Here is an 18,340-nt window from a genome sequence, read left to right on the forward strand (position 1 = left end):
GCGGGGCCGGTTTGGCCTTGGCTCCCGGTAGGCGCCACATGATGGCGTAGCCTGACCCAGATCACCCCACACCCTCCGCCCGAGCATCATCGCCCCGTCCAAGCACATCGCCTTGCCCAAGCACCCTCGCCCCGCCCAAGCACCATCGCCGCCGGACGCCGACGCAACCCAACGGCAGCCAGTGCGCGCGGCGACAGCCGCGTGCCGCCGTTCACGATGCGCCGACGGCCGTGAGACGCCTCCGGCGTCATGACCCATGACTTTGGTGACTCCACGCGCAGACCCTCCAACAGGCTGGAGCTACCCATGGTCAGTACGACGCGGCTCGGTGCCGGACGCGCCCCCGCGGGATCGCGGACCGCGACGATCCCCGCTCGTGTCGCCGACGAGTCGGAAGGCTCGGACCCGAACGACCTCGCCATGAGCGGCCCCACGGGTCCTTTGGACATGGATGACGGCGATGACGACGGGCAGGAGGACACCCCCCACGGCGGCACCCACCAGGGCGACAGCCAGCACGGCGACGATGCCCCGGCGGACGAGCCCGCGTCGCAGGCCCGGCGGCGGGCGGCGGCGCGGGTGACGCCCTCCCTCCTGCACGATCCGGTGCGGATGTACCTGGCCACCATCGGCCGGACGACGCTGCTGACCGCCGAGGGCGAGGTGGACCTCGCGAAGCGCATCGAGGCCGGGTTGTTCGCCGGCCACAAGCTGGCGACCGGCGCCGACGAGATGGCCCCCCGGCAGCGCCAGGAACTCATGGCCGTCGAGCAGGACGGGCAGCGGGCCCGTCAACAACTCGTCGAAGCCAACCTCCGGCTGGTCGTCTCGATCGCGAAGCGCTACACCGGGCGGGGGATGCTCTTCCTCGACGTCGTGCAGGAGGGCAATCTCGGCCTCATCCGGGCAGTGGAGAAGTTCGACTACACCAAGGGCTACAAGTTCTCCACCTACGCGACCTGGTGGATACGGCAGGCCATCACCCGGGCGCTCGCCGACCAGTCCCGCACGGTCCGCCTCCCGGTGCACCTCGTCGAACTGCTCAACCAACTGGTCCGGCTTCGCCGCGAACTGCTGGTGGAACTCGGCCGCGAGCCCACCACGGAGGAGATCGCCACCGCGCTCGGCGTCACCGTGAGCAGGGTCGACGAGCTCCAGCGGGTCTCCAGAGAACCGGTGTCCCTCGACAGCCCGGTCGGCGACGAGGCCGACATCGAGCTCGGCGACCTGATCGAGGACACCGCCGCCATCGAGCCCGCGGAGGCGGCGATGATCTCCGTTCGCGCGGACCAGCTGGGCGCCGTCCTGGGCGCCCTGCCGGACCGGGAACGGCGAGTGATCCAGCTGCGGTTCGGCCTGGTGGACGGCCGTGGCCGCACGCTGGACGAGATCGGCCGCGAGTTCGGCCTGACCCGCGAACGGATCCGCCAGATCGAGCAGCGGACGCTGACGAAGCTGCGCCATCCGGCCCGCTCCGAGGGCCTGCGCGACTACCTCTCCTAGTCGGCGGCGACGCCCGCGGCGACCCCGCGCGGGCAGGCGCCCTGGTCCCGCGCCCGCGCTGGCCGGGTCACCAGATCCGGCGAAGCTGGGCGCCCTCCCGGCGGGTACGCAGCGCCGCCGCGCGCTCGGCCGGGGTGACCAGGGGCGTGTCAGCCGGCAGGTGCGCGCGCACGTCGGCGAACGGCACCTTCTTGATCGTGGGATCGGGATGGTCGCTGGCATGGTTCCAGCGCAGCTGGATGACGCCCCAGGGGTAGTCGGCCTTGTCGAGCCAGTTGGGCACGCCGGGGTCGAGCCGCGAGATGACGGCCCGGAACCGGCCGTCGCCGTCGAGGCGGGCCTGCGCGTCGTTGAGGCTGGACTGCCGGTTCACCCAGTCGACCGTGCAGAAGCGGTCGTCGGCGACGAGCACCTGCCAGTAGCGGCACTGCCTGGGCAGCTCGGTCTCGATGATCAGGGCTTCGTCGTCGGCGATCTCATGGATGCCGTCGTAGTAGACCTGCTTCGGCAGCCCACCCATCTCGTCGATCTTCTTGGAGCGCAGCAGCGTGTTGAGGCCGTGGTGCTCGCGGTAGTAGCGCACCAGCTGCATGTCGAAGGCGATCATGCCCTCGACCCACGCGGCGAGGTCGGCGAAGCGCCGGGCCGACTCCGCCGGTGACATGTCGGCTCCCGGGTCGTCGAGCCGGTTGATCGCCACCCGGGCGTCCTGCTCGCCGGCCCAGTCACAGGCGCATTTGCGCATGAGCAGGCGGCGGGTGGTGGGCTCGAGCCGCCACCAGTCCCCGGTGTGGCCGTCCGGGCGCTCGGCGCTGAGCAGGACGCGGAACGAGCCGTCCTTGCCGAGCTCCAGATCGTCCAGGTCGTGCGTCGCCGGGACCGGGCCGCTGCTCATGTCCGCCGGGCTCATCATGTCGAAGCCCTGCTGGGTGATCTCGACGAAGCGCGTGGTGCCGCGGTAGCCGGAGATCTCGTACACGCCGCCGTGGTCGACCTCGGTCGTCGAGTAGACGTAGTCGGGGTCGGGGCCGCCCTGGTTGAACGCGTAGTTCCACAGCGGCATGAACACCGGCCGGCGCGCGTCGGTGTAGACCCGGCACAGGTAGCCACCGGCCAGGATCGACAGCGCCAGCTTGTTCATGTCCTGTGTCTCGGCTGGAGATGCGCCGCCCGGCCGCCACGTGGCGATCAGGTTGTCCGCGACGCCGCCGAGGGCCTTCATCTGCTCAGCCCAGGTAGGCAGGCTCATGATCTGGATCTCCCTCAGCCTTCGAGCTCGACGCCGAAGCGTTCGATGTAGAAGTCGTAGTCGGCCCGGATGCGGGCCGTCGTCAGGCCGAACTGCTCGGCGGTGTAGCGGTGGGCGCCGTGCGCCCCGGAGCGGTTGGCCCGCTGCCAGTCGGCCAGCGCGCGCTGGACCGACGGCAGCAGCTCCAGCCCGAGGAAGGCGTAGACCCGCTGGATGGTCCCCATCGGGTCGGCGACCAGCTCACGGTGGTGGACATCGAGGAAGCGGTCCTCGCCGAGCCGGGCACGCGCGGCGATGGCGTTCTCCATGCCGGCCCGCAGGTGCTCGCAGATCTCTTCGCCCAGCCGCCGGTGGTCGCGTTCGCCCGCCGATGGTGGGAGGATCGCGGACACGATGCTGGCGTAGGAAGGGACCACCTTGGCGGGATCGCGGTGCGTCATGACGAACCGCGCGTCCGGGTAGGCGGCCGCCAGCGGCTCGAGGTGGAACTTGTGATGCGGCGCCTTGAACAGCCAGAGGTTGGGTGGGCGGCGCGACTGCAGCAGCTTGATGACCCGCCGGTGGTACTGGAAGGTGTCCGTCAGGTCCGCGCCGCGCCACCAGGCGTGGTAGCCGTACACCGGCAGCGTCATCTGCTGGCCGTGGAAGGTCATGCCAAGGACCTCGCTGTCCTCCATCGTCGCGTCGGCGTCGTAGAGGTGCATGGCCTTCAGCTCGGCCGGGATCTGCGCGTACTCCTTGACCAGCTCCAGGCGTCGCGGGTCCATCGACTCGGTGTCGAGCTCCGGCGGCGGGCAGGGCTTCGACTGTTCCCAGGGGCGTAAGCCACGTAATCGCGGGTCGAGTGACAGCATGTTCGCGAGCGCCGTCGTACCGGTCCTCGGCAGGCCGTTGACGTCCACCGGCCCCCGTACCGGGAGTCCCTCGATCTCGGGATGCTCGCGGTACCACGCCTCCAGCTCGAGGCGGTTGACCAGCCTGCGATGGAAGACCCCGAGGACGGCGTCGTCCGCCGCCGGGCTCAGGTCGCCGTCGCGCTCGAGGCTGTCGAGCAGCACGTCGAGACCTTCCCGGAAGTCGCCGGGGCCGAAGTCGGTGAGGCCGGTCGCCGCCACCGCGGCGTCCAGCAGGGCCTCGCTGGTCGGGTAGCGCGTCGGGGACATCGCTCAGCTCCTCGCCTCGGCGACGGCCAGCCGGTCCGGGAAGAGCCGCTCGGCGACCCGGCGGAAGCCGTCGCGCCAGCCGACCCGGCAGGGCCCCGTGATCGACGCGCGCCGGGTGGGATCGGCGACGGAGCCGACGGACGCGCCAGGGATCGGCTCGACGTCGACCGCGGCCTGGGTGCCGAGCAGGTCGCCGAAGTACGCCGCCCACTGCTGGACGCTCACGGCCTCGTCGCCGGCCCAGTTCACGATCGTCGCCGGCACGCTCGCCGCCGCCAGCAGCGGCTCGAGCTGCGCGCAGATGTCGTCGTCGTGGATCGGGCTGTACGGCATCGGGTCCCAGCGGGTCCTGACCGGCTCGCCGGCGGCGACGGCCCGCAGGTGCCAGACCGGGAGGCCGTCGTCGTCGCTGTACGCGCAGCCCATGCGGGCGATGGTCACCGGGAGGCCGAACGAACGGGCGCAGTAGCGCGCCACCGCCTCCCCCGCGATCTTGGAGACCGAGTAGGGCGCCGACGGCGGGGCCATCGCGTCCCCGAGGGGATCGTCTTCCCGGAAGCCATGCCACGGGTCGGGGTGCGGCTTGTAGGTGCTCACCGTGGACATCACGAGCGCCGCCCGCGCGGACCGGCAGTGCTCGAGCAGGCGGCCGGTCGCCTCGGCGTTCACCCGGATCGCCCGCTCGTAGTCGTTCGCGCTGAAGTCGGCCGCCAGGTGCAGCAGGTAGGTGAAGTCGGTGGGCAGCTCGTCGAGCGGTCCGTCGGCGATGTCGACCACCCGGGTCGTCACACCGAGCGCCTCGACTCGCTCCCGCGTGGCAGGATCGCTGAAGCGGGCGACGCCCCAGACCTCGTTGTGGGGCGAAAGCGTTCGGGCCAGTCCGTACGCGATGCGTCCGGCTGGCCCGGTAACTAAGATCTTCTCGCCACTTAACACGATCTTCATCTCCCCCCGTCAGCCCACCGGACGTGGAGCCTAATAGGATATTTGATCCAATGTGTGGCGAGTGATGTGATGGGCCGGTGAGCATCGACCTCGCCCTGCGCCACGCCATCCTCGAGTCACTCGACGGGTTGCTGCGGGCCTTCGACCTCGAGACGCTCGGCGACGACCGGTTCCTGGTCCGCTCCGAACCGCCTCGCTTCAACCGGATCTTCGGCGGGCAGACGCTCGCCCAGGCGCTGGTGGCGGCGGGCGCGACCGTCGACGGCAAGGCCTTCTCCTCCCTGCACGCGTCCTTCGTGGCGGCCGGCGCGCCGGACGCGGCACTGGAGCTGGCCGTGGACCGGGTACGCGACGGCCGGTCGATGGCGACCCGGCGGGTGACCGTCCTGCAGGGCGACCGCGTGCTCCTCGTCGCGATCGTCACGTTCCACGCCAGCCCCGCCGGCGGCACGCCCCCAGGCGCCGGGACACCGGGCGCCCGGCCCGCCCGGACGCCCGCGCCAGTACCGGAGCCGGAGCGGCTGCCGCTGCTGCAGGACTGGGCGCGCAAGGCCCCGCCCGCGTTCGAGCCGACCGCCCGCGCCTGGGTCGACCACCCGCCGCCGATCGAGATGCGGCTCGACGAGGCGCCCATCTTCATGGGCGGCTCCCCGGCCACCGACCCGCGCGACGTGTGGATGCGCCTGCCCCGCGACGTCGGCGCCGACCCCGGCCTGCACGCGGCGCTGCTCACCTACGCCAGCGATTACCTGCTGCTCGACATGGCCTTCCGTTCCTTCCCCGAGGGTCTCGTCCCGGACTTCCGGTCGGCCTGCAGCCTCGACCACGCGATCTGGCTGCACCAGCCGGTCCGGTTCGACCGCTGGCACCGGCACACCCAGGAGACGGTCGTCGTCGCCGGCGACCGCGGCCTGGTGCGCGGGGCCATCCACGACGCCGACGGGCGGCTGGTGGCCACGGTGGCCCAGGATGTGCTCGCGCGCCCGCTGGCGGTGGGACGATGACCGAGATGCCTTCTAGGCTGTTCCCGCCTGGCCTGTTCCCGCCTCGCCTGTTCGAGCAGCCGTGGCCGGAGGGCGAGTACGGGCTGTTCCAGCTCGGCTTCGTGGTCGACGACGTCGTCGCCGCCGCCACCCGGTGGGCGACGGTGTACGGCGTCGGGCCCTTCCACGTGCTGCCACCCGTCGAGCAGGTCTGCACCTACCGCGGGGCCTCCTCGGGGATCAACCTCCAGGTCGGCGTGGCGCAGGCCGGCCCGGCGCAGATCGAGCTGATCCAGCAGCGCTGCGACCGGCCCAGCATCTTCCGGGAGCTCGCGGTCACCGGCCAGGCGGGGTTCCATCAGCTCTGCACCGTCACGGCCGACTACGACGGCAAGCGGGCGTTCTACTCGGGCCTCGGCTATGAACTCGCCTGCGAGCTCACCTCCGCGGACGGCATCCGGGTCGGCTACTTCGACACCGTCGCGGACTTCGGGTTCTTCACCGAGGTCGTCGAGCAGACGCCGCGATTCCTCAGGCAGCTGGCGAACGTCGCCGCCACCTGCGCCCAGTGGGACGGCACCGACCCCGTCCGCCTCCTCACCCGCGACGGCTACCGAGTCCCCTGACCACCACCGGGCCCTCCAGCCCGCGATGCCCAGCCTCGCCACCGGGCCGCCGTCGCGCCAAGACCGCCTCCTGGGTCACGAAGAACCATTAAGGGCAACGTCAGCCGAGGCGCTGAGCGCCGGTGTCGCGTCTATGAAGGCGGTCTCTTGCGTGCCGCCGGGTTGAGTTCGCGGCTCGCGGGCGCTCCGGCCCGGCCGTCAGCCGCGCCGGCTGGGTTCGGCCGGGGGTCGGGCACCGGTACCGGGGATCCGAGGTCGGTGTCGGCTCATCGCCTGGCGCCTTGGCGAGCGTCTGAAAGTCGCCACCCCATGCGTAGTCGTTATCGGCGACCGCGACGGCCGCGGGATCTGTGGCCCTGGCCTGTGGGAGGTTGAGATCGGGTTGGGATGATCAGGCTCGCCGCTGGCAGGTCAAGATCGGTCTGGGTGAGCACTGGACGCCCGAGTCGGGTCGACAGCCACCGGCGCTGGTAGGCGCTCAGATCGTTGATGAAGATGACGGCGTCGATGTTCCTGCTCGAACAGGTCGTCGCGATCTCCTCGAGCTTTCCCGGGCCGATGAGGAAGCGCCGGGACAGTGGGGCGGTCATCAGCCGTACCCCGCCGTCGGAGACGCCCCTGCGCTGGACGAACCGCCCCAGCACATGTCCGCCCAGCGCCGTCACCCGCGCGTCGAGGACGTCGAGCCGGGCCTGATAGTCGCGGTCCTTCGCCGAGAACAGCCCCACCAGGACCACCGAACGGATGGCGGTCACCCGGACAGCATCCCAGCTCAGCCACCTCGCGCCGCGGGGATATTCGGCCGATGAGCGGGTGGCCCCCGACGAGCGGCTGGTCATGCCCTGTGGGTCGAAGCGTGTACGCGAATCGGCGGTCGAGCAGTCCCGGCAAGATCTACAGGAAGAACGTCAGTGGGTTCGACTTGGCTCGGCCGGCGGTTCGGGCACCGGCGACGGCGCGTCCGGGGTGTCGACGAACTGGCGGGCCTGGAGGGTGAACAGGTCGTGGTAGATGCCGGGGCGGCTCATCAGGTCGGCGTGGGTGCCCTGGTCGACGACGAGCCCCTCGTCGAGGACGTAGATGCGGTCGGCGGTGCGGACGCTGGCGAGCCGGTGCGTGATCAGCAGGACGATCCGGTCCCGGCCGAGCCGCTGGATCAGGTCGAACAGGGCCTGCTCGGCGCGGGCGTCGAGGGCCGCCGACGGCTCGTCGGCGATGAGGAACGGCGCGTCCCGGTAGACGGCGCGGGCGCAGGCGATCCGCTGCCACTGGCCCCCGGACAGGTCGTGGCCGGAGTTGTACTGGCGGGCGAGCGACGTGTCGTAGCCATGCGGCAGCTTGTCGACCACCTCGTCGGCGCCGGTGGCCGCCGCGGCGGGGATGACGCTGTCCGGGCCCTCGGCCGCCAGCCGGCCGACGCGGCCGACGGCGATGTTCAGCCGCGCCGACATCGGCCACCGCGTGTACGACTGCGGGATCAGGCCGACCCGGTCGCGGACGCTGTCCGGCTCGACACCGGCGAGGTCGACCCCGTCCCAGCGCACGGTGCCGGCGTCCGGCAGGTACAGGCCGGCGAGGATCTTCGCGAGCGTGGACTTGCCGCTGCCGTTCACGCCGACGAACGCGACCACCTGCCCCCTGCGCAGCTCGACGGTGACCCCGCGCAGCGCGGCGGTGTCCGTGTGGGGGTAGGTGTAGGTGGCGCCGTCGACGCGGATGACCGTCGGGTTCACCGGCGCGCTCGCCGACCGCGACTCGGGGATCCGGCGGGCGGCCTCCTGGGTCCAGGAGCGGTACTCGCCGAAGTAGAGGAAGTTCTCGTAGGCGTCGTTGAGGCTCGACAGGGCCGTCGACAGGGCACCGCGCCCGTTGCGGATCGCGAGGACGGCCGTGCCCGCGGCCGCGAGCGGCATCACCCCGGCGTTCAGGAGCAGGACGAGCGTCCCGTACACGGCGCCGAGCGCGAGCCCGGCCACGCTCTCGCCGATCAGCCGGTACCGCGCCTGGCCGCGGCCGACCCGCAGCTGCTCGGCCTCGTAGTCGCGGGCGAGCAGCGTGTACTCGTCGAGCAGGAACCGGCTCAGCCCGAAGGAACGGATCTCGGCGGCGCAGTCCCGGTCGGTCATGCGGTAGCGCAGCATGTACTGTCGCCGGATCTGGCGGATGCGGCTCAGCCACGAGGTGTACGCCAGCCGCGCCGAGCGCGCCGTCGCCCAGCCGTCCGGCACGATCGACAGGACCAGCAGCGGCAGCAGAAGCGGGTGCAGCACGCCGAGCACGCCGCCCGCGGCGACCATCCGCACCGCGGAGGTGAACACGTCCACCGCGTTGTCGACGAGCTGGCGCCCGCCGGCGGCGCCGCGCTCGGCGGCCTCCAGGTCGTCGACGAACCGGGGATCGTCGAACGCCATCACCGACGTCCGGGTCGCGAGGTCGAGCAGCCGCACGACGCAGACCCGGTCGATCCGCGGGCCGAACCGGCTGCGCAGCAGGCTTTCTACCAGCGACAGCCCGGTACGGACGACCCCGGCGGCGACGACCAGCGCGAGCGCCGGCAGCGCCGCGCGCACCCGGTCGGGCGTCGGGCCCTCGCGCAGCAGCCCGGTGAGCGCGCCGGCCACGGCGAGCAGGCCGACCGCCTCCACCAGGCCGGACACCACCCGGACGCTGACGAGCGCGATCAGCCCGGCGCGGTCGGCCTCCCAGGCCAGCGACCAGGACAGCCGGAGCAGGCTCGGCAACCGCCGCGCCATGGTACGCACCCCGGTCCGTTCCATCGTCTTGTTGTGCTTCGTCCACGCCCCGGTGGGGTCGTCGTCCTCCCGCCCGTAGATCAACAGCGGATCGTGCGAAACCTCGCCGGCCGTCGTAGGCGTCTCGGCGAGGATGCCGTCGGCTTCGGCGGCTGGCGCGTCCCGCTGGGTGGGTAGGCCGCCGACGGGGTCAGGGACCCCGGCGGCGTCAGGGGTGTCGAGGGGCTCGCGGCTGTTGTCCACCGCCCCAGCGTCAGGAAATCCGCGACAACGAACCCCGGATTTTGAGGATCTTCCGCTTCCCGCACGCCACTGCCCGGGCCTGCCGCATTTGCTCGCCAATGCCCGATCGGTGCCGCGACCGCTTCGTTTCGCCCCGGTCCGGCCCGGCAGACGGCACAGATGATCACCAGTTGTTTGCGGAAACGGTGAAGGGGCCGGCTGCCCGTCGAGCCATTTCCGCAACCATTCGACGATCATGCCGGTGGGTTTGAGCGCGCGCGGGCCGGGCGACGCCGCCGCGAGCGGGCCGGGCCGCCAGGAACCGCGCGGGAACCCCCGCCGACGCCGGGAACGAGTCCGCCGCCGTCAGGAGCGAGTGACCTTCTCGAGGACGGCCCAAAGAAGGTTGCCGTTCTTGAGGTCCATTCCTCCCTCGGAAAACGCGCGTTCAAGGAAACAGAACGCGATCACGCTCGCCGCCTGGCGACCGCGACGGGTTCGCGGACCCGGCCACTCTCGACCTGCTCACCGCGCGCCGCCCGCATCGCGTCACCGTAAGCACCTACGGCGCCACCAGAGCCAGCTACCGCCGCGAGCCAACGCTGGCCTGCTGCACATGAGCGCCGGTAGTGCCCTCTGGAGACCTGCCCGGCGCGGGCGGGCGCGTGCCTGCCTCGTGTTGACCTCGAGAGGACTCGAGGTTCTAACCTGGTGTGCTGGCGCTCGCGCGAACCAAGGGACGCCGTCGCTGGTCGCACCGATCGGCGATCTTCTCCCGGGCCGTTCGTTCGAGCAGCGCGGAGACCGGCGGGGTCGGGCAAACTATGTCAAGGCCAGCACCTACCGAATCGAGGATGCAGGTGCCGATCACCACGGGGTTCAACCACATCGCCACGATGACGGCCGACCTAGACAAGATCGTGAAGTTCTATGCCGATGCGTTCGGGGCCACGGTGACGTTCGAGATGGCAGCAGAGGACGGCCACCCGCGCATGACGATTCTCGATCTTGGCGGGGGCGCGGCGCTCAACGTCTTCGAGGTGCAGGACATGGACATCATCGGAGACAGGCGCCGCCAGGGCGGCCGCGGTCCCATCGACCACTTCGGCCTCGCCGTCGACTCCCTGGAGACCCTCGAAGCGACCCGCGACCGGCTGCGCGAACTCGGCGCGGACATCGGCGAGATCCAGCGACTCGGCTCCGAGTGGTCGCTGTTCTTCCGCGACCCGGACGGCATGGAGCTGGAGGTCTGCTGCCACGCCGGTTGATGAGCCCCTCCGGGAGGCCCGCACCCCGAACCTAGGGTGTTTGTCGACCCCCGGGGCGGATCACCCGCATCCGAGCTCTGGTCCCCGGCTGAGGTTCCGGTCCCGGCGGAAAGGCTCATTCCGATCCGGAATCCTGCTGGCCCATCGCGCCGCGAACAGCGGTGGTCAGTGGGTGGTCCTCGCCGAGGATCCGCCGGCGCCGAGCGAGCACATCCTCCTGCAACTGGCGGGCCGCCGGGTACTCACCCAACGACCGCAACGTGACGGCGAGATTGGCCGCCGAGGTCACCGTGTCCGGATGATCCTCGCCGAGGATCATCCGACGCCGGGCGAGCACATCCTCCTGCAACTGCCGGGCCGCCTGATAGTCACCCAACGACTGCAACGTGACCGCGAGATTCGCCGACGCCATCATCGAATCCGGATGATCCTCGCCAAGAACCCGCCGACGCCAGGCGAGCACATCCTCCTGCAACTGCCGGGCCGCCTGATAGTCACCCAACGACCGCAACGTGACGGCCAGGTTGGCCGCCGAGGTCACCGTGTCCGGATGATCCTCGCCGAGGATCCGCCGGCTGCGGGCGAGCACATCCTCCTGCAACTGGCGGGCCGCCGGGTACTCATCCAACGACTGCAACGTGACCGCGAGATTCGCCGACGCCATCATCGAATCCGGATGATCCTCGCCAAGAACCCGCCGACGCCAGGCGAGCACATCCCCTTCCAACTGGCGGGCCGCCGCATAGTCACCCAACGACCAGACCGTGTGGGCGAGGCTGGCCGCCGAGGTCATCGAATCCGGATGGCTCTCGCCGAGGACCCGCCTGCGCCGGCCGAGCACATCCTCCTGCAACTGGCGGGCCGCCAGGTACTCACCCAACGACCGCAACGTGACCGCGAGATTCGCCGACGCCATCATCGAATCCGGATGATCCTCGCCGAGGACCCGCCTGCGCCGGGCGAGCACATCCTCCTGCAACTGGCGGGCCGTCCGATAGTCACCCAACGACTGCAACGTGGTGGCGAGATTCGCCGCCGACATCATCGAATCCGGATGATCCTCGCCAAGGATCCGCCGACGCCGGCCGAGCACATCCTCCTGCAACTGGCGGGCCGCCGGGTAGTCACCCAACGACCGCAGCGTGGCGGCGAGATTCGCCGCCGACATCATCGAATCCGGATGATCCTCGCCAAGGATCCGCCGACGCCGGGCGAGCACATCCCCCTGCAGCCGATGGGCCGCCGGGTAGTCACCCAACGACTGCAACGTGGCGGCGAGATTCGCCGCCGACATCATCGAATCCGGATGATCCTCGCCAAGGATCCGGAGCCAGTGGGTGCGGGTGTCGCGGGCCAGGGTCAGGCTGGTGGCGTAGTCACCGGCCGCGTTGAGATACCAGGCCAGCCGCCAGACCAGCCGGCGGCAGTCCGTGTCGTGGCTGTCGACCATGCCGGAGGCGGCCACATGCGGCCGCAACTGGGCGTAGCGCGGCCAGCAGTCCGGACGGTCCGGCGCGCCCGGGTCGGCGGCAGCCAGCAGCCCATGCACCGCCTGGCGGGCGACGTCGCGGTCGGCGGGCGGGGTGTGGTCGCGTAGGACCGCCTGGACGAGCCGGTGCAGCACCACCCCGTCCGTGTGCAGACGGACCAGCCCCAGCGAGGCCAGCGTCTGCGTCAGCCGCCCGAGCACGAGGGGGTCGGACGCGGCCGCCCTCAGCGGCCCGGGCAGTCGGTCGGCGACGCGCGGGCCGATCAGGTCGGTGGGGATCGGCTCCGGCCCGCATCGCGCCCACAGCCACAGCAGCCACACCGCGGCCGGGTCCTCGAGCCGGTCGACCGCCAGCGTCCACGTCGCCGCCACCGGCACCGGATAACCCGCCGGCTTCCCCTCCGCCAGAATCTCCCGCGCCCGCTGTTCCACCAGCGCGCAATAGGTCTCCACACTCATCCCCGACCGGTCCAGCCATGCCCCGGCCTGCTCCACCGCGAGCGGCAGATCCCCCAGCAGCTCCGCCACCCGGTCCGCCTGTGCCTCCGACAGCCGCCCCGCCCGTCGACGCAGCAAAGCCACGGCATCCGGTCGCGGCAGCATGTCCACCGCGACCGCCTCCGCGACTCCCGACCAGGCCGGGTCCCGCGACGTCACCAGCACATGCCCACCACCACCCGCCGCAGCCAACAGCCCCGACAGCAACGGCCCCTCCGGATCAGCGCTGTCCCCGCCCCGCGGCGGCGCCCCGGCGTTGTCGACCACCACCAGCCACCGCCCGACCCTCCGCGCCGCCAGCGCCGCCACCGCCCGCCGGGCCGACTCGGCCACCTCACCGGCAGCCACCCCCAGCCGACCCGCCAGCTCCCCCAACCCCGCCGTCAGATCACCCGGCTGCTCCGCGGCCAGCCACCACACCACCTCATAGCCATCCCGATGCCGGTGGGCGTACTCCACCGCCAACTGCGTCTTGCCGACCCCGCCCAGCCCATGCAACGCCTGCGGCAACACCGACGCCGAACCCACCCCCGCCAACCGCTCCCGCAACCGCGCCAGCTCCACCGACCGTCCCACGAAATTCGGATTCCGCGGCCACGGCACCCCCCACACCGACGCCCCACCCGCGGCGGAACTCTGACCGTCCGACGCGGTGCCGCCGAACACCGCATTGCCCGAATACAACGTGGCCGCCACCGACAGCAGACTCGACCGGCCATCGACAAGCACACCCGCCGCGAACAACCGCGACACCTCACCCCAGAACTGCCGCGCCGTCAGCCCCATCCACGACGGATGATCCGCCCTCGACAACCCCGCGGCGTCCAGGAGCTGCCCCGCCGACACAGGATCCGAGAACACCTCGGCAAGCGCCCCCACCTCGGTATCCGACAGACCCGACACCACGACCCACCCCCCGACACGACCGGTCACCCGAACGGCACGACCCGTCACCCTGGCGACCAGCATCCCACCAGCGACGAACCGGACAGCGCCACGGACACCGCGAAACACCCAGTCGTGTAGCCAGCCAGGTAGCCAAGCCAGCAGACCGGTATGCACGTCCCGGAACCCGTCCGACATCCGACCATGGCCATGGACGACCACGGACATCAGCGAGCAAACAGACCGACTTTGCAAAGCAGGGGTTGGCCGTCGACCACGAGTGGCCAGGCCAGACGAGCTGACAACCAACTGACAGGTGGCCGGTTGACGACGGGATCGTCGCGCACCTCAGCGGGCTGCGCGCAGGAGTCCTGGCGCAGCCCACGGCCCGGACGCCCGCGGAAGATCCAGATCAACGACGAGTTTGCGCCGGGAACCCGGCGCCGCGCGACGGCTGCGCGCGGTGCGAGCGCGCGGTGCTCCCGGCGCGGGGCGTTCTGGCCGCCGCCTGCGATGCACCATGACTTGAAGCGAGGCAACTCCTCGGGGTGTACAACCCAGGGGTGGATGTTGTCGCTATCCGGCGTGCCCTCGACGATGTGTTCGACCAGGCCATCGTCTATCACGCCTTCACCGACTACATGCGCGACTACGAGATGCTCGTGTACGCCACCAGCGACCCAAGACTTGCCGTCCCAGCGGAGCATCTGCGCTACCTGTTTCGCTACTGCGTTGAGGTCGATGTTCGGCCCGCGGTCACGCCCGAGGTGTGGAAACAGTCGCTCGACGACCGGCTCATCGACCACGAGACCGGAAAAGATCTCGACGGCTATGTCTGGGGCGTAAAGTGGCAGGCCTTGTACCCAGGCGCCACCCTCCTCGACGACTCTCCACGCGCCCAAGCCTGGTCCGACGCGATCGGGATTGATTTCCACGAAGTCCGAATTGAAACGAACGGTCACAACCTCACACTCATATTCAACGACCTGTCCGTGACACCGGTTTCGGACGGCTACGCACCTTTCACGGTCGACGAGTCGACATAAGCGACGAGGAGCGACTGAATCTTGACCCGGACTCTGGCCAATCCCTGACGCCAGCATTGCAACTGGTGCAACTCCATTTGCCTACGCGTGAACTGCGCTTTGATGACGCCGGCGGACGTCGGCAGGCCGCTGCCAAGGTCCGCAGAACAGAGGGTGCGGCGGAGGCCCCGCCGAGGCCTGACGTGCCCCCATCCGTACAGCCAAGCCCGCCGACGCCAGCCGACCGGGGTGGACGGCGATGGACACGGCAGGGCTGTGACCAGGAACGACGGACAGCTTGGACGTCAGCGGACCACCCGTTCCGATATCGTAATCGGGCGGTTGGTGTTGACGGCCCTTCGCTGATTCCGCGCCTCCATCGGGTCGGAGGCCTTAGCGAACGCTATTCGCATGGCGCAACGACAATGCTGGGCGTCGCTGAGCCCTTTGCGAGCCGCTATCGCCCGTCGCGCCCGGACCTCAGCTTTGCTTCGCGGTCGATACTTCGGCTTTCTGCCGCATCCACACGTTTGGAATCCCTCGTAGCGCAGGCCGGACCCAAGTGCGGCCGCCACCGCCGTCTCAGAGCCGCGGCCGGGCCAGGCGGATCGGCATGGACCTGTCGAAGTGCCGCCAGCGGCCGCGGCCGCCCCGTTTGGCGGAGTACATCGCCGTGTCCGCGGCACAGACGAGCTCATCGGCGTTGGAGATCATCGGCCCGGTCAGCGCGATGCCAATGCTGGCGGTCACCGCGGCGCCTTCGTCGCCGTTGATCCGGAGCGCCGCCACCCTGGAGATGATCCGGTCGGCGACGGCTTCTACCGCCGCGCTGGACGTGAGGTTCTGACACAGCACGGCGAACTCGTCGCCAGCAAGTCGGGCGACGGTGTCGTCAGGACGGACCACGCGCCGAAGCAGCCGCGCGACCTCGCGAAGCAGGTCGTCGCCCGTCTGATGGCCGAACGTGTCGTTGACCCGCTTGAAGCCGTCCAGATCGATGAAGAGAAACGCGACACCCTGTTGATCACACTGGGAATCGGTGATCATCTGGTCGAGGCGCTCGAACAGCGCCACCCTGTTCGGCAGCCCCGTCAGGGGGTCGCACAGGGCGCGGCGGCGGGCGTCGGCGGCCATCGCCCGCTCCGCCTCGGCGGCGCGGGCCGCGGTCGTGACGGCCGTGATCTGGGTGGCCGCGAGGGCGAGAAAGGTGCGGTAGTCGTCGTCCATCGGAAGTCGGTCACTGATGCCTGCGAGGAGCAGCCCGAGGGGCGGGGCGTCACCGCCCTCCGAGAGCGGGATGACAATCGCCGATCCTGACGGTGGCGTGCCCGCGGTCCGGTGGAGCGAGAGCCGCTCCAGGATCTGCCCGACGGTCCGCGTCCGATCGGTGACCAGTGCGTCCACGAGTTCGGGGACGGCGGCGGCCGGGTCGAGGCCGCCGGGGTGGTCGGCGGCCGATGGTGCCACGGCCAGGCCGCTGCTCGCCACGGGCACCAGTCTGCGCGGTGTCTCCGGGGCGGCGACCGCGATCAGGCAGTAGGGAATGTCCGCCGCGTACCTGCCCAGCACCTCGACCGCGCGGGTGAAGGTCTCTCCCGGGGTTCGGCTGCCGACCGTGGCGCTGGCGAGGTCACGCAGACAGGACAGCCGCCGCGTGCCGAGCACCTGACGAGTGGTCTCCTGCGTCGCCGTCAGCACACCGACCACCTCAGCTCCCGGATGCCGGCGGATGGGACCAAAAGAGAAGGTGAAGTAGGATTCCTCCAGAAATCCGTGCCGGTCGAGCAGGAGAAGCCAGTCCTTCGACCAGGTGGCGCCCCTGCCAGCCAGTACCTGGTTGAGCATCGGGATGTAGTCGTCCTCGAGCTCGGGAAACGTCTCCCGGAACGGCACACCCAGACATGGGTGCTTCCTACCGATATGGGTGACCAGTGCGTCGTTGTAGACCTGGAGGAAATCTCTCCCCCAGAGGACCTCCAGCGCGAACCGGGATTCAAGGCAGATACTGACCGCCGTGCGCAGGGTCGGGCACCAGTCGCGGACAGGGCCCAACGCGGTCGCGGACCAGTCCATGCTCGCCATCAGCCGGCCCACCGCGCCACCAGCAGCGAACACACGGTCCATCTCGCCCGCGTCGCCGCCCGGACGGCCTGACGACTCGACCGCGGTCCAAACGTCGGGCATGCCGGTAGGGCGCGCGCCGGATGTGCCGGTACCTTCCATAACCCTTGTCCCAGCGCTCGGACCGCCGACCACAAAGTCGACGACGGTTCGCCTGCCCGCGACAATCCACCATGACCGCCACAGGTGGTCAATCCACTACTTCCCGTGAGCAACCCCGCCGAAACTGTTCCTCCGATCATGAAAAGCGCCGGTCGTCAGCGCATCCCGTTCCGCTCGCTCGAAATCCCCGGGCCGTCCATGCCCCACCGGATCCGAGTTCTCGCACCCGAATGTCGCCTGCCCGACAATGGCATTCATCACTCTTGCCGCGCCCCGCGGCGGCCATCCAACGGCAAACCCGCGACGAAGAGTATTTGTGCAACCTTTTCCGGCCAAGCCGGCAGGGGCGCACCCGGGGGTCGGAGGGCGGTCGACAGCACGGGGCCGCCGGCGTCGCGCTGGATCACCGTCCGACCGACCGCTGTCCCGTCGTCGACCGGAGGAGAACGTCCATGCCATGGCGGCACGCACCGGCACGCCACACCGACCCGTACCTGGGTGCGGCCGGCCGAGCAGGCCAGACCGGTCTCCCCCGGCAGGCCACCGAGAAGCTCGGCCCGGATCACGGACGCGCCGTGATCCTGCTGGCCGGCGCCGACGAGCTGATGCACCACGACCCGGCGACGGCCGCCTCGTGGCTCACGACGGCGTCCGACCTGCTCCCGCGGACCGACCCGCGCAGGTACGACGCCCAGTTGCTGCTCGCCGGAGCCCACCTGCTGCTCGGCCGGCCCGACGAGACCCGGCGGGGCCTTCGCGCGCTGGTGCCACAGCCGACGGCGCCGCGCGCCTCGGCACGGTTCGCCCTCTACCACGGCCGAGCCAGCCGGCTGCTGGACCGCCGGCGGGAAGCCCGCGCGCTGTTCGAGAACGGGCTGCGCACGGCTGACGGCGATACGGGCGACGTCGTGCCGCTGCACACCGAGATCGCCGAGCTCGCGCTCGAGGACCTCGACCTGCCCACCGCCGTCTGGTACGCCGCGGCGGCCGCCGGCCTCGCCCGCGGCCTCGCTGACCGGACAGGCGAGGCCGGGGCGCTGGCGGTGCTGTCCCTGGCGCGGCTGCACGCCGGCGACGCGGCCCCTGCCCGCGTGGCCGCCACGGCGGCCACGGCGGCGGCCGACCTGATCGACGCGGCGCCGGACGCCGAGCTGATCCGTGACCTCGCCAGTCTGCGACGCCTGGGCGCCGCCGAGTCGGCGCTGGACCGGCTGCCCGACGCCGAACGCCACCTGGCCCGGGGCCTCACTCTCTCCTACGACACCGGCCAGGCCCACGTCCGAGGCGAGCTGCTCACGTCGCTGGCGCAGGTGCAACTACGGCGCGGATGCTTCCAGCACGCGCTCGGTTCCCTTACCGAGGCACGCCGTGCCGTCCTGCCCGGCGATGTCGCCCGGGCCGCGCTGATCGAGACGACGTACGCCGAGGTCGCGCCACGGAGCTGGCCAGCATGGACCTCGGGAACAGCGGCTCGGAACCGTCCGCCGGCTCCTGACGGGCGCGAGTGA

13 protein-coding genes are annotated in these 18,340 nt (G+C 70.8%); 6 read left to right on the forward strand and 7 right to left on the reverse strand.

Translation table 11 applies throughout. The annotated features are described in order from the left end of the window. The first annotated feature begins 306 nt into the window (after positions 1–306). Positions 307–1,503, forward strand: coding sequence for an RNA polymerase sigma factor (locus I6A81_RS15615; protein ID WP_203001550.1), 1,197 nt, complete (start codon positions 307–309; stop codon positions 1,501–1,503). Between the two features lie 67 nt (positions 1,504–1,570). Here the strand turns inward: I6A81_RS15615 and I6A81_RS15620 are convergent, their stop codons facing one another. From I6A81_RS15620 to I6A81_RS15630, 3 genes are read right to left on the reverse strand one after another with little or no spacing between them, the layout of a single operon-like run. Then, positions 1,571–2,752, reverse strand: a complete 1,182-nt coding sequence (locus I6A81_RS15620) for a DUF1214 domain-containing protein (RefSeq protein WP_203001548.1) — start codon at positions 2,750–2,752, stop codon at positions 1,571–1,573. 14 nt (positions 2,753–2,766) lie between these two features. Then, positions 2,767–3,915: a sulfotransferase family protein gene (locus I6A81_RS15625; protein ID WP_203001546.1), complete on the reverse strand. Its 1,149-nt coding sequence runs from the start codon at positions 3,913–3,915 to the stop codon at positions 2,767–2,769. Between the two features lie 3 nt (positions 3,916–3,918). Then, the gene (locus I6A81_RS15630; RefSeq protein ID WP_238428580.1) at positions 3,919–4,860 is read right to left on the reverse strand and encodes an NAD-dependent epimerase/dehydratase family protein; all 942 of its coding nucleotides are present in this window, start codon (positions 4,858–4,860) and stop codon (positions 3,919–3,921) included. Positions 4,861–4,937: 77 nt separating this feature from the next. Between I6A81_RS15630 and I6A81_RS15635 the strand changes: the two genes are divergently transcribed. Next, positions 4,938–5,864: an acyl-CoA thioesterase gene (locus I6A81_RS15635; RefSeq protein WP_203001544.1), complete on the forward strand. Its 927-nt coding sequence runs from the start codon at positions 4,938–4,940 to the stop codon at positions 5,862–5,864. 5 nt (positions 5,865–5,869) lie between these two features. Continuing rightward, entirely contained in the window at positions 5,870–6,469 is a 600-nt protein-coding gene (locus I6A81_RS15640) for a VOC family protein (RefSeq protein ID WP_238428579.1), read from the forward strand. A 320-nt stretch (positions 6,470–6,789) separates the two neighbouring features. Here the strand turns inward: I6A81_RS15640 and I6A81_RS45585 are convergent, their stop codons facing one another. Together I6A81_RS45585 and I6A81_RS15650 are read right to left on the reverse strand one after the other, a co-directional pair. Then, positions 6,790–7,224 carry an HflX-like GTP-binding protein gene (locus I6A81_RS45585; protein ID WP_203001540.1) on the reverse strand — a complete coding sequence of 145 codons (435 nt, stop codon included), beginning with the start codon at positions 7,222–7,224 and terminating at the stop codon, positions 6,790–6,792. A 153-nt stretch (positions 7,225–7,377) separates the two neighbouring features. Continuing rightward, complete coding sequence (locus tag I6A81_RS15650; RefSeq protein ID WP_203001539.1) at positions 7,378–9,465, reverse strand: ABC transporter ATP-binding protein; 2,088 nt, start codon at positions 9,463–9,465, stop codon at positions 7,378–7,380. Positions 9,466–10,298: 833 nt separating this feature from the next. Between I6A81_RS15650 and I6A81_RS15655 the strand changes: the two genes are divergently transcribed. After that, positions 10,299–10,712, forward strand: a complete 414-nt coding sequence (locus I6A81_RS15655) for a VOC family protein (protein ID WP_238438589.1) — start codon at positions 10,299–10,301, stop codon at positions 10,710–10,712. Positions 10,713–10,827: 115 nt separating this feature from the next. On the opposite strand, the gene fxsT is transcribed toward I6A81_RS15655, so the two are convergent. Continuing rightward, positions 10,828–13,605: an FxSxx-COOH system tetratricopeptide repeat protein gene (gene fxsT / locus I6A81_RS15660; RefSeq protein WP_407661311.1), complete on the reverse strand. Its 2,778-nt coding sequence runs from the start codon at positions 13,603–13,605 to the stop codon at positions 10,828–10,830. Positions 13,606–14,147: 542 nt separating this feature from the next. Between fxsT and I6A81_RS15665 the strand changes: the two genes are divergently transcribed. After that, a complete protein-coding gene (locus tag I6A81_RS15665; protein WP_203001533.1) occupies positions 14,148–14,630 on the forward strand; it encodes a YxiG-like protein in 483 nt (160 codons plus the stop codon). A gap of 561 nt (positions 14,631–15,191) precedes the next feature. Here I6A81_RS15665 and I6A81_RS15670 read toward each other — a convergent pair. Further along, entirely contained in the window at positions 15,192–16,733 is a 1,542-nt protein-coding gene (locus I6A81_RS15670) for a GGDEF domain-containing protein (protein ID WP_203001531.1), read from the reverse strand. 551 nt (positions 16,734–17,284) lie between these two features. Between I6A81_RS15670 and I6A81_RS15675 the strand changes: the two genes are divergently transcribed. After that, positions 17,285–18,340, forward strand: coding sequence for a hypothetical protein (locus tag I6A81_RS15675; RefSeq protein ID WP_203001529.1), 1,056 nt, complete (start codon positions 17,285–17,287; stop codon positions 18,338–18,340).

Origin of the sequence: Frankia nepalensis, assembly GCF_016786325.1 — a bacterium.
GTDB lineage: Bacteria > Actinomycetota > Actinomycetes > Frankiales > Frankiaceae > Pseudofrankia > Pseudofrankia nepalensis.